General features: G+C 52.8%; 12 protein-coding genes. 8 read left to right on the top strand and 4 right to left on the bottom strand.

Annotated features, from left to right (window positions below):
* Window positions 1-15: 15 nt before the first annotated feature.
* The 8 genes from MTC_RS09255 to MTC_RS09220 all read left to right on the top strand — a co-directional run bounded on the left by MTC_RS09255 (window position 16) and on the right by MTC_RS09220 (window position 7838).
* The gene (locus tag MTC_RS09255) at window positions 16-834 is read left to right on the top strand and encodes an HAD family hydrolase (RefSeq protein WP_014406428.1); all 819 of its coding nucleotides are present in this window, start codon (window positions 16-18) and stop codon (window positions 832-834) included.
* Window positions 835-896: 62 nt separating this feature from the next.
* Window positions 897-2501 carry a methyl coenzyme M reductase system, component A2 gene (atwA, locus tag MTC_RS09250; RefSeq protein WP_014406427.1) on the top strand — a complete coding sequence of 535 codons (1605 nt, stop codon included), beginning with the start codon at window positions 897-899 and terminating at the stop codon, window positions 2499-2501.
* Window positions 2502-2581: 80 nt separating this feature from the next.
* The gene (gene mmp3, locus MTC_RS09245; RefSeq protein WP_237705887.1) at window positions 2582-4144 is read left to right on the top strand and encodes a methyl-coenzyme M reductase-associated protein Mmp3; all 1563 of its coding nucleotides are present in this window, start codon (window positions 2582-2584) and stop codon (window positions 4142-4144) included.
* Window positions 4145-4146: 2 nt separating this feature from the next.
* Window positions 4147-4587: a methanogenesis marker 6 protein gene (locus MTC_RS09240; protein ID WP_014406425.1), complete on the top strand. Its 441-nt coding sequence runs from the start codon at window positions 4147-4149 to the stop codon at window positions 4585-4587.
* Between the two features lie 5 nt (window positions 4588-4592).
* Window positions 4593-5081, top strand: coding sequence for a methanogenesis marker 5 protein (locus tag MTC_RS09235; protein WP_014406424.1), 489 nt, complete (start codon window positions 4593-4595; stop codon window positions 5079-5081).
* On the top strand, window positions 5078-6319 hold the full coding sequence (locus MTC_RS09230) for a methanogenesis marker 15 protein (protein WP_014406423.1): 1242 nt from the start codon (window positions 5078-5080) through the stop codon (window positions 6317-6319). Before MTC_RS09235 ends, MTC_RS09230 begins: the two co-directional genes overlap by 4 nt.
* Window positions 6316-6915: a methanogenesis marker 17 protein gene (locus tag MTC_RS09225; RefSeq protein WP_014406422.1), complete on the top strand. Its 600-nt coding sequence runs from the start codon at window positions 6316-6318 to the stop codon at window positions 6913-6915. The genes MTC_RS09230 and MTC_RS09225 overlap by 4 nt, the downstream gene beginning before the upstream one ends.
* Window positions 6916-6917: 2 nt before the next feature.
* Window positions 6918-7838: a methanogenesis marker 7 protein gene (locus tag MTC_RS09220; RefSeq protein WP_014406421.1), complete on the top strand. Its 921-nt coding sequence runs from the start codon at window positions 6918-6920 to the stop codon at window positions 7836-7838.
* Window positions 7839-8537: 699 nt separating this feature from the next.
* On the opposite strand, the gene MTC_RS09215 is transcribed toward MTC_RS09220, so the two are convergent.
* The 4 genes from MTC_RS09215 to MTC_RS09200 are packed head-to-tail and all read right to left on the bottom strand — an operon-like array spanning window position 8538 to window position 12459.
* A complete protein-coding gene (locus tag MTC_RS09215; protein WP_014406420.1) occupies window positions 8538-9527 on the bottom strand; it encodes an ABC transporter ATP-binding protein in 990 nt (329 codons plus the stop codon).
* The gene (locus tag MTC_RS09210) at window positions 9524-10510 is read right to left on the bottom strand and encodes an ABC transporter ATP-binding protein (protein ID WP_014406419.1); all 987 of its coding nucleotides are present in this window, start codon (window positions 10508-10510) and stop codon (window positions 9524-9526) included. The genes MTC_RS09215 and MTC_RS09210 overlap by 4 nt, the downstream gene beginning before the upstream one ends.
* A gap of 1 nt (window position 10511) precedes the next feature.
* Window positions 10512-11432: an ABC transporter permease gene (locus MTC_RS09205; RefSeq protein ID WP_014406418.1), complete on the bottom strand. Its 921-nt coding sequence runs from the start codon at window positions 11430-11432 to the stop codon at window positions 10512-10514.
* 4 nt (window positions 11433-11436) lie between these two features.
* On the bottom strand, window positions 11437-12459 hold the full coding sequence (locus tag MTC_RS09200) for an ABC transporter permease (protein WP_014406417.1): 1023 nt from the start codon (window positions 12457-12459) through the stop codon (window positions 11437-11439).
* Window positions 12460-12499 lie beyond the last annotated feature (40 nt).

Here is a 12499-nt window from a genome sequence, read left to right as displayed (position 1 = left end):
TGTTCAAAGGAAACCATGAAGGCGGCTATCGTATTCGACAGCGCGGGGACTCTTCTAAAGGTCTACCGTGTGGCAAGAGACGTCTCGACGAAAAAGATCATCGAGAACGTGGTCTCGACAAACATGGTCACAAAAGGCCGGGGATGCGCACTCATAGCGCTGCAGGCCGACTCCGTCGATTTCCTGGAAGCCGCCGATCCCTCGATGAGCATTTCAGAATACATGGCCTGCTCAAACCTCGGATTTGACATAATCTGCGGGGGTCTCAAATGCACCCACGAGAGGATAGGCGATGCCATAAAAAAGGACAGGACGGCATCCATGGGAGACCTGAAGCAGGCGATAGAGGCGGTTAAGCTTAAGTGCAAGGATATATATTACCTTAATATAGGCCTTGTCGTGGACGTGCCCAATGGCGCCATCCCGTACGTGCTGGCTACCGGTGGAAGGGTGTTCCCGGGCGTTCACGGAATGCTTAAAAGGCTCATGGATGCGGGGATAGACGTCTACATAGCGTCCGGGGATAACCGGAAGTCGCTCACCTCCCTGGCCCGGGAGCTGGGCGTCCCGGAGTCGAACGTGTTCGACGCGGTATCGCCTGAGGGGAAAAAGGAGGTCGTAATGTCCCTTAAAGAGCGATATGACCGCGTTCTCATGGTGGGCGATGGGGTGAACGATTACCTGGCGCTCCAGGCGGCCGACCTGGGGATTTTGTCCTTACAGCAGGAGGACATGAAGCCGGACATACTGTTCAAGGCGAGCGACGTTATCGTGGACGACATCCTCGAAGTCGAGGGCGTCGTTAGGGAAAGTTTACATAAGAGTAAAAAATAAAATGAGCAATAAAAAGATATGGCGTTCATCATACTTATATCTAGTATGCGGAGGGACAGTTAGTGGCTGCATTTATTGAAGTCAAGGATTTGAGCGTGAAATACGGGGATAAGAGCGTTTTAAAGAACGTGAGCCTGACGATCGAAGAGGGCGAGATGGTAGGCATCATAGGGAGGAGCGGTGCCGGCAAGACCATACTTCTACATATCATAAGAGGCCTGGATGAGGACATCCCCGCATCAGGAAAGGTTATTTTTCATACGGCCCGGTGCGAGTCCTGCAACTTCATAAACCCTCCGTCATGGAATGGCAAGAAATGCCCCAAGTGTGGCGGCACGATGAAGCCCTGGAGCGTCGATATCCTGGATGCCGACGATGACGCGAAGCGCCTGATATCCCGCCGGGTTGCCATTATGATACAGCGCACTTTCGCCCTGTATGGCGACGACAGCGTCATCGAGAACGTGATGAAGGCGCTCAAAGACATCAACTATCCAGAGGGCAACCTCATAAACCGCGCGGCAGACCTCATCGACCAGGTCAAGCTCTCGCATCGCATGATGCACATAGCGAGGGACCTGTCTGGTGGAGAAAAGCAGAGGGTCGTGCTCGCCAGGCAGCTAGCAAAAGAGCCGATGATGCTTCTGGCCGACGAGCCTACGGGCACGCTTGACCCCAAGACAGCAAAGATCGTGCACCAGAGCATAAAGCAGGCGGCAAAGGACTATAACATGACCGCCTTGATCACCTCGCACTTTCACGACGTGATAGAGGAGCTTGCCACAAGGGCGGTCCTGCTCGAGGATGGCGTCATCAAGATGGTGGGCAAGCCCGAGGACGTGATCACGGAGTTCATGAAGTTCCAGAAGGCCGTCGAAAAGAAGGAGCACGCCGCGGGCGAGCCCATAGTAAGGGTGAATAATCTCCAGAAGATCTACTTCTCGGTGGACCGGGGCGTCATTAAGGCCGTAAACGGCGTCTCATTCGAGGTAATGGAAGGGGAAATATTTGGCATCGTCGGCGTTAGCGGCGCAGGGAAGACGTCCCTTTCAAATATCATCACAGGCAACCTTGAGGATGCGAGCGGAGTCGTCGAGGTACGCATCGGCGACGACTGGATAAACATGCTGGAGCCAGGCTACTATGCGAGGGGAAGGGCGAAACAGTATATAGGGCTGCTGCATCAGGAGTATGACCTGTATCCCCACCGGACAGTGGTCGATAACCTGACCGACGCAATAGGCCTGGAATTCCCGGCAGAGCTGGCCGAGCGCAAGGCCATCCACACGCTGCAGATAGCGGGGTTCAGCGAGGAAAAGAGCAAAGAGATTTTATCCAAGTATCCGCACGAGCTATCAGAAGGGGAGCGCCACAGGGTAGCACTGGCGCAGGTCCTCATCAGGGAGCCCCGCCTCGTAGTGCTCGACGAGCCCACTGGCACCATGGATCCCATAACGAAGAGAGACGTGGCGAGTTCCATCTTATCCTCCCGCGAGGAGATAAACGAGACCTTCATAATCGTATCGCATGACATGGAGTTCGTGCGCATGGTATGCGACCGCGCCATGCTCATGAGGGCGGGCAAAATCGTGGACATCGGAAACGTGGATGCCGTCCTGGCAAAGGTGACCGAGCAGGAACGCGAGATAATGGCCAAGGGGCCGTAAATTTATAAGGCTAAAGCAAATGCGTTTCTTTTATCTTAGTGATGTATGGAAAGTATATTAGGTATAAGTGAAAAAAAGATTTGAGCGGTAGAGTGAGGGCTTTGGATAACTCAAGCAGGCCGATAACGGTCCAAATAAACGAGAAAAAGGTCACGCTGCCCTACGGGTCGGCCATCTCTGACGCGCTGGCCGCCGCGGGCTACCAGCACCAGCCGGACACTGTTATAGGAATAGTGTCCGGCAGGGAGGAGAAGCGGAGGGAAGTGGCCACCGAGTTTCGGGTCCTAACCTCTAAGGGAGAATTTAAGATAGAGCTTGCAGCGGAGGCGGCAAAGCGCATATGGATAGAAAATTATGGCCGCCTCGTGGGCTGTAAGGCAAGGTGGACGACGGCGCAGGCAATAGCGTTTGGCCCCATCCCGTCCGGCATAGAGGTGGGAAAAGGTGAGCACGAGTACGCCCGCTGGGAGGTGAGCTTTGGCACCGGAGGCTACGATGCCAGGAACACTTATCTTATCCTATCAAAGGCTAGCCACTCATCGGACTATGGCGTAAAGGGTGGTGGCGTGCTGGGCAGGGTGGTGTCGGGGCGCAACGTGCTTGCGAGCCTGGGCGACGACGACGTGATAACTGGCATAGAGCCGGTTATAAGGCTAGAGTCTTTTGCCAGCAAGATAGTGACCACCGATACCTCTACTAAGCTAGAGGATGGGATGGAGATATACTCGCAGGCCGAGGTGGAGCTCCTGCCGAAGGCCAAGGATGGCGCGGAGCACTTCTACGCGGCCGTCAAGAACGGCTTCTTTAAGGTCGACTTCGTGACCAGCTCCTTCATTTCCACGGATACGATGCTGGGCGAGCTCTGCCCATATGAGAACCTGGCCGCCCGGAGCGAAGGGACGATAAGCGTGAGGACGAGCGGCAAAGGAAGGGGACGCATCTACATATCAAAGCAGGACATGACATCTAACGTTTATCACTCAATCGTGGGAAGGGTCATTCATGGAATGGAGCTAGTAAAGATGGTTTCGCCCGGCCAGAAAATAGCCATAAAGACCATCCCGAAGCGGCTGAGCATGATGGGCTACGGGTTCGAGGAGGCGGGCAATATTCTGGACGCTGCGGGCGTGAAGTATGAAAAGGCGGGCTACCAGGGCAAGGACGCCGTGATAGTCGACCAGTCCCCGAGGACGACCATGGAGATAATATCCTCTGGCAATGTCAAGCTAACAGGAGTCCCGCAGAGCAACCTCATCGAGATTCACCTATACGATGACCTTGCGCCGAACACGAGCGACTACTTCAGGAAGGCCTCCGGCCTTAAGGAGCACCGGGTAGGCGCGCTTCCCGTCTTCTTCAAGTATGAGGAGACCATGCTGTTCAAGGGTAAGCCCGTGGCCACGGGCAGCCTCATACCTGAGAATAAGCCCAAGGAAGGCTCCATCGTGAAGGGCGGCGACATCGCCCTCACGAACATGGCATCGAAGCATGAGGGCATGATTGGCGTCAGGTTCAGCGATAACGACAAGTTCGGGCCCACGGGCGAGAAGTATGCGGCAACTAACATTGTGGGCCGCGTGATTAACGTCGAGAAGCTTAAAAAGCTGAAGGAAAAGGACATGGTCTATTTCAAGGAGGTGTGAGGATGCCCGAAGACATTATCACCAAGATGGTAGTCATTGCCGAAAGCGAGCTTCCTTCTGACATAGCGATCAGCGCCTATAAGGTTTCGAGCGACGTCACGATAAAGGAGACGTGCTACGGCCTGATGGTCACCGGAAAGCGAGAAGAGGTGGACAAGGTGGTCAACGAGGTCAGGAAGCTTAACCCTACGAAGATATTCGTGAAGGAGCGAGGTTTCCCCCCTGGCGATGAAAGGCGCTGTAGGGCGAATAGGGGTGGAGGCCCCAGGCCGGGGTTCCACCAGCTAAAGAACGAGATAGATCTCCTGCCCGATATAAGTAAGGGGCTCGTGCTCGTGGAGAGGGGCAGCAAGCCTGTCGCCCTTCCAGAGGAAAAAAACCTGCCAGTGGACATATTTAAGAAGATCATCGAAGAGGAAGCCGCAAAAATAAAAGGAGAATAACGGTCATGAAAATATTCATATACCCCGCTAATAGCCTGATACTCTCAGACCTTGTGGAGAGGTTTGGGCACCAGCCTCTGGCCATCATGAAAGAGATACGCAAAAAGGTGACGGACCCTGGCCTGGATTCGCCGCCATTGAACATGACGCCCGACGATGCCAAGAAAGGCTTGAAGTACGCGGCCATAGAGATACCGTCCGGGGTGCGGGGCCGGATGGCGCTCATGGATCCGCTTATTGAGCAGGCGGAGGCCGCCATCATCGTGGAGGATGCAGACTACATGTTTGGCTGTATGGGTTGTGCCCGTACAAACGAGCTTTTAAAGTATGTTATCAGGAACAAAGGGATACCCGTTCTCGAGCTAAAGTATCCGAAGAATGAGAACGAGGCTAAGAATTTTGTTTTATATGTGAAGGAATTTTTGGATAAGCTAAAAGTTAGCGAGGCCGGTGTGGAGCTTACGCCCGAGCCGAAGCAGGAGGTAAGGCGATGAGGCGGATAAGGATAGCGCACCTCTCATGTGGCTCGGAGTATAGTGGAGTTGAGAAGGAGGTGGAGGAGGCCGCTGACCAGGTCAACGCGCAAATCGTTTACCCGGAGGTGGATATTGGCGGAATAAAGGAGGCCGCTGATGGGTTCGGCCTGCAGGTGGCCAGCCCTGACCTGCGATTGATGATAGCGAGGGCGAAGAGCATAGCGGCCGGGGACACTAAAGCAGATGCAGCGTTCATCACGACATGCTTCCGCTGCGCTGAGGGCGCCATCGTCAGGAATGCAGTGCGTAACTACATCCAGCAGCATGCCCACATACCTGTCATCAGCTACTCTTTTACTGAGCGCACGACCCATGAGACATTGCTCACGAGGCTGGAGGCCCTATCCACCACGGCGCTGAGGAGGAGCCTGCTAGCCAGAGAGGAGCAGGTCGGGCTTACCGCGGGCATAGACTCCGGGTCAAGCACCACCAAGGCCGTGGTAATGCGCGACAACGAGATAATCGGCACAGGGTGGGTGAAGACCACAGACGTGATAAAGAGCGCCGAAGACGCCTTCAGCAAAGCTCTTGAGATGGCCGGCGTAAAGAAGGAGGACCTTCAGGGCCTCGGTACCACGGGCTATGGCCGTTTCCTCATCGGAAAGCACTATAGCGCCGACCTCGTACAGGAAGAATTAACAGTAAACTCAAAAGGCGCGGTCTACCTTGCGGGGAAACAAAAAGGCCCGGCCACGGTCATAGACATAGGCGGCATGGATAACAAGGCCATCTCCGTCATGGACGGCATCCCTGGCAGCTTCACAATGGGCGGCATCTGCGCAGGCGCATCGGGCAGGTTCCTGGAGCAGTCGGCCAACAGGCTGGGCGTGGACATAGCGGACCTGGGCAAGCTGGCATTAAAGGGCAACCACAAGAACGTGGTCATGAATAGCTATTGCATCGTGTTCGGCACCCAAAGCCTGGTTAACTCGCTCTCGATGGGCAAGTCGCGGGAAGACGTCGCAGCCGCCGCCTGCTATAGCGTCGCAGAGCAGGTCTTCGAGCAGCAGCTACAGGAGATAGAGGTCAGGATGCCCGTTATCATGGTGGGCGGCACGTCGCTGAACATCGGCCTGGTGAAGGCAATGAGCGACCTGCTGAAAGTCGACGTTGTCGTGCCCCCATACTCTCAATACATTGGCGCGGTCGGCGCCGCGTTGCTAGTGTCCGGGCTCAGGGAGGACTCGAAGAGATGAGCGACCTTGCCATGGAACCCCTGGAAGTATTCACCGTCGAATCCGAGGACAGGGAAGGGGCGGCAAAATACCGCGAGGTCATCTCTGATATCCTGTCCGACCTTAACCTGGTTAGGGCCATCGGACGGCTGAAGGTCTACATCGACCCAAAAGCCCCGGTATTCATCATCGTGGGGCTGTTCAGGCCTGGCCTGGCTAAGCTCACCCTTGGAGACGTGGCCGACATCACAAGCGTTGAGGAGGGCCTGCTGGTCTCAATAAGGGAGGAGCTATACGCCTCTAAGGCCGTGGGGAAGCTATGGGCAAAGTATGGCCGCGAGAGCGTCATCCAGACCGAGCGGGCCGCGGTCATAGTGCCACTAAAGGGCGACTTCGCGAAGCAGATGGACGACATCTCGTCCATAGTCGTCTACGACCCCCGTGAGGACCTAAAGAAGAACGTCATAGACGCGCTGCTGCGGATCACGCCAGAGGGCTTTAGGGTCAGGAAGCATTACATTGACGAGCACACGCTGGCCTTCATCGCTTCCGAGGACCCCATCAAGCCGGAATGGGTGGAGATGTGTAAAAAACTGAGGGGTAGCATAGGGGCATAACGATGGAGCCATTCATATTTCAGGGCGGCCTTTACAAGCACGAGGAGTTCGAAGAATTAGTGGAGGACCTGGGCGGCTATATACTTCAGAAGAACGTTTTGCAGCTTGACGTTATAATGGTCGTGCTGGTCCCGAATGCCGATATCCCCGTTGTAGAGGCTAAGGCCAGGGAACTGCTGGCTAAGCTGACAAAGGCACCCCTCGCGGGCGCAGAGGTCGCGGTGGTCACTCCCACACTTGCATATCAGCATCTGCCTCACCTGGCATGCGACATAGCAGAGTACTTGAGGCGTTCCGGCTCTAAGACTAACATGATTGGCCTTGCAAGGGGCGTTGGCAAGAGGCTGGCTCAGCTTACCGCTAAGGAGGTTGACCTCATCAACGAGCACGATGCCGCCTTGTTCTTATATGGTAACTTTAGGGAGTGTATCAGGGAGAAGACGAAGCTGTTCCAGGATATTGAGGTGCCGATCGTAGTAGCTGGTGGCCCCATGATGGAGGCGTCGGAGGTTCCTGGTTGTGAAGCCTACGTGGGCGGCCTGGGCCGTATGATGCACCGTCTAAGGCAAAAGGATGAGACCGCTCGCATGGACGCCATAGTGGCCGCCATTGGTAAAGTATTGGATGAGCGCAGGGCCGAGTTTGATAAGGACCCATTGAGCGTTAGCCCGCCCCGCGTAAAGGCAGAGATCGAGAAGCAGGTTCCGGATATCCAGGATAGCATATCCCCCACCCCTGTCACCCTTAACCTTAACGGCGCGAGAATTAAGCTCCCATATGACGAGTATAAGGATACAATCCTTAACGTTCGCTTTGATGAGGGCGTCTATATGCGTGAGGTTGTCAGCCTCTCGAAGTCGAGGATGAAGGGCTACATCGTGTTGCGCATTAAGCCAAAATCCGAGACTGGCTTCGTCATATAACACCACAGAGGCTATAGAGGGTAAATTTAAACCACAGAGGTTCACAAAGGACACAGAGATCATATTCACCACAGAGGTTCACAGAGGACACAGAGGCTTTTTATTTCCGAGGGGGGCGAAGCCCCCCTCGGAGACCCCCTCAATCTTTAATAGGCTAATCATTTGATATACAATTATTTAGTATAATAAATGGATTTAGTATAAAATGGAAGACGCACAATAAGAAAGAATCTCATTTATAATGGGTAGAAGGAAGGTCTCTCAGGGGGCGAAGCCCCCCTAGGAAATAAAAAGCCTCTGTGTCCTTTGTGAACCTCTGTGGTGAATATGATCTCTGTGTCCTTTGTGAACCTCTGTGGTGAATATGATCTCTGTGTCCTTTGTGAACCTCTGTGGTGAATATGATCTCTGTGTCCTTTGTGAACCTCTGTGGTGAATATGATCTCTGTGTCCTTTGTGAACCTCTGTGGTGAATATGATCTCTGTGTCCTTTGTGAACCTCTGTGGTGAATATGATCTCTGTGTCCTTTGTGAACCTCTGTGGTGAATATGATCTCTGTGTCCTTTGTGAACCTCTGTGGTGAATATGATCTCTGTGTCCTTTGTGAACCTCTGTGGTGAATATGATCTCTGTGTCCTCTGTGAACCTCTGTGGTTTAAATTTACCCTCTGTGTCCTTTGTGCTCTTTGTGGTTATTATTAGCCGTATCCTTTGTGTTTATCCATGAGGTGGCATGCCACGAAGTGCTCGCCGCCTATATCCTTAAACTCGGGCTCGACCTTTTCGCATATATCCATCTTATGCCTGCACCTCGTATGGAAGCGACAGCCTTTAGGCGGGTTAATGGGTGTAGGGACGTCGCCCTCAAGGATGATTCTACTCTGACGCTTAACGGCTGGATCGGGAACAGCTATGGCTGACAGCAAAGCCCGTGTATACGGGTGCAATGGATTCTCGAACAGGTCATCAGTCCTCGCCATCTCCACCACCTTGCCCAGATACATCACTGCAACGCGGTCGCTCAAGTACTTTACCACGATAAGGTTATGCGAGATGAAAAGGTACGTCAGCTTATACTCTTTTTGCAGGTCCTCCAGCATGTTCAGGATCTGGGACTGGACGGAAACGTCTAGCGCCGACGTGGGCTCGTCAAGGACGATGAACTTCGGGTTCAGGGCAAGCGCCCTCGCTATGCAGATGCGCTGCCGCTGGCCACCGCTAAACTCGTGAGGATAGCGGTTCATGTCGATGGCGTTAAGGCCCACGGCCTCCAGAAGCCTGCCAATCTTACGGTTCATCTCATCGCCCTTCTTCATGCCGTTAACGATCATCGGCTCGCCGATGATATCACGTACGAGCATCCTTGGGTCCAGCGAACTATTAGGGTCCTGAAACACTATCTGCATGTTCGGGCGGATACTACGCATCTCATTTCTATTTAATTTCGTTATATCCTTGCCATCGAAGATTATCTTACCATCATCCGCATCTATCAGCCTTAATATCGTTCGCCCCACTGTCGTCTTGCCGCACCCGCTCTCACCTACCAGGCCAAGCGTCTCGCCATTTTTAATGCTGATGTCAACCCCGTCCACGGCTTTCACGTACTCGACAGTTCTCGCCAGTATGCCGCCTTTGATAGGGAAATATTTTTTAAGGCCTTTAACCTCTATCAGGTTCTCGGTCATTTTTTCTGCTCCTCCGCATAAAGGAAACACGATACACAGTGGCCATCTTCTACCTCATACACGCCTGGCTTCTCCTTTTTACATATGTCCATAGCCTTACTGCACCGCGGGTGAAATCTACAACCTGTGGGTGGGTTAATCAGGTTTGGCACGTTACCGGGGATGGTCTCAAGCCTGCGCTTTTGCTCGGCGGATAAGCTTGGTATCGCGTTTATGAGGCCACTTGTGTAGGGGTGGAGCGGCTTTTTGAATATCGCCACCACGTCCGCGAGCTCCACTATTACGCCGCCATACATTACTCCCACCCTGTCGCACATCTCCGCTATTATGCCCAAATCATGAGTTATCATTAGTATCGAGGCATTGGTCCTGGATTTGAGGTTTTTCATCAGGTCCAGGATTTGAGCCTCGATAGTCACGTCAAGCGCGGTGGTCGGCTCGTCAGCAATGAGCAGTTGAGGCTGACAGGCAAGTGCCATAGATATCATCGCGCGCTGAAGCATACCGCCTGAAAGCTCATGTGGATAGCTTTTCGCTACCCTCTCTGGCGCAGGTATGCTGGTAAAGGATAGCATCTCTACCGCTTTTTTCCATGCGCTCTTCTTATCCATCTTCTGGTGGAGCATGATGACCTCTGCTATCTGGTCGCCTATGGTAAATACCGGGTTGAAGGAGTTCATCGGCTCCTGGAAAATCATGGATATCTTGTTGCCCCTTATTTTACGCATCTCTTTCTCAGGCAGCTTCAAAAGGTCCTTTCCATTAAATATGATGCTACCCTCATCTATGCGGCCGGGCGGCCACTGTATGAGGCGAATGATGGATAATGCCGTAACGGACTTACCACAACCCGTCTCTCCGACAAGGCCGATGGTCTCGCCTTTATATATATCGAGGTCTATTCCGTCAAGCGCCTTGACCACGCCCGCATACGTATAGAAGTTGGTCTTAAGGCCTCTTATGCTAACTAGAACTTCGGGCATATTATCTCCTCATCCTCGGGTCAAGTATGTCTCTAAGCCCATCGCCCAGGAGGTTAAACCCGAGGCAGACAAGCAATATGGCAATACCTGGAAACGTAGATATCCATGGAGAACTCAGAAGCCTTGATTGGCCATCAGTTATCATGCGACCCCACTCTGCTTCTCCTGGCCCCGCCCCCAGCCCGATGAAGCTCAGGGCTGCTGCGGTGATGATGATGCCCCCCAGGTCCATCGTGGCCTGGACTATGATTGGAGAAAAGGAGTTCGGTATGAGATGCCTCGTAATTATGCGCCAATCGCTCGCCCCTACGGCCCTGGCAGCCTCTATAAAGTTACGCTCTTTTATCGAAAGGATCTGGCCTCTGATAAGCCTGGCATATGCAGGCCATGATACTACCGCTATGGCTATCATCACGTTTTGCAGGCCGCTTCCCATGGCGGCTACTATCACCATAGCGAGCACAAGGGATGGGAATGCCAGGAATATATCCGTTATCCTCATCAATAGCTCATCGATATATCCGCCGAAGTATCCTGCAATAGAGCCTACTATCGTTCCAATAATGACGACGGTGAACACGATGGTGAAGCCTAATGTCAAGGAGGTCCTGCTACCCCAGATTATCATGCTAAGTATATCGCCGCCATATATCTCAGTGCCAAGGATGTGCTCCATGCTGGGCGGCAGGCATTGCTTGGTGATGTCTCTCCAGTTATTCGGGTAAGGGGCAAGATACGGCGCAAATATTGCCATTAATATGAATGTGGTGACGATTATAAGGCCTATCACTGCAAGCGGGCTCTTTAGAAATAGCCTTATAGAGTGTTTCCACTCCTTTATCCTCGAATCGTTCTTTTCAGCCCATGCCTCTATGAACGAGCGCTTCTTACCCACAGTTACGCTACTTTGACCCACTGCCATCGTATCACCCGTACTTAACCCTTGGATCGAGGTACACATACAGTATATCTACCACGAGGTTCGAGAACACGTATACTATGACTATTAAGAGCGCGAACCCCATAATAGATGCGAAATCCGTTGAGCCGATGGCGTTAACCGAAAAGCGCCCTATGCCAGGCCACGCGAATATGGTCTCAGTCATCACGGCTCCGCTCAGTAGCCCGCCAAATGATAGGCCTGCCACGGTCGTCGTCGGAGTCAGCGCGTTCCTCAGGGCATGCTTCATGATGACTACCCTCTCGGATAAGCCCTTTGCCCTCGCAGTCCTTATGAAGTCCTGCGTCATGGTCTCCAGCATGCTCGAGCGCATCATTCTCGTAATAATGGCCATGGTTATAAGGGCAAGGCAGAACGATGGCAATATTGCGTGCTTTAATGCTATAAAGAACGTATCCCATTGCCCGGCCAGAAGGGCATCGACTGTATACATGCCCGTAACGGTTGGCGGAGGCATTACTGTATAAGGAAGCCTCCCATCAAGGGGTAATAGGTTAAGCTTGAATGATAGCCAATACTTTAAAATCAGGCCGAGCCAGAAAATCGGCATGGACACGCCTATAAGGGCAAACACCCGCACGATATGGTCGATGATTTTGTCCTTAAAAATTGCGGACAATATTCCCAGGGGAATGCCTATGAGCAGGGCAAGTATCATGCCTATTATGGCCAATTCTAGCGTGGCAGGGAAATAGTCTGCCAAAGCCTCAGCCACAGGCCGCCCGCCCTCATTGCGGCCGGTCCTTCCTAGGTCTAGCTTTGAAAGGTCAACCAGATAATAGTAATACTGCATTATTATAGGGTCATCAAGGTGATGGGCTTTTCTTATTTCCTTTACTATATTTTCTTGTCCAGCGGTCTTTTCGGAGAGCCAGGCTGCAGCAGGGTCGCCAATCATGTGCGATAGGAAGAATGTGATGAAACTTATGCCAATTAATACCGGGATAAGCAGCAATAGACGCCTTATTATATAATCTCGTAGCCTCATGTTCATCCCTTTTTGTTTTTTAGATAAAAAGGCAAGTGGC

The organism is Methanocella conradii HZ254, assembly GCF_000251105.1.
GTDB classification, from domain to species: Archaea; Halobacteriota; Methanocellia; order Methanocellales; family Methanocellaceae; genus Methanocella; species Methanocella conradii.
Note: the sequence above shows the minus strand (reverse complement) of the source record. Positions and strands in the feature narration are given on the sequence as shown.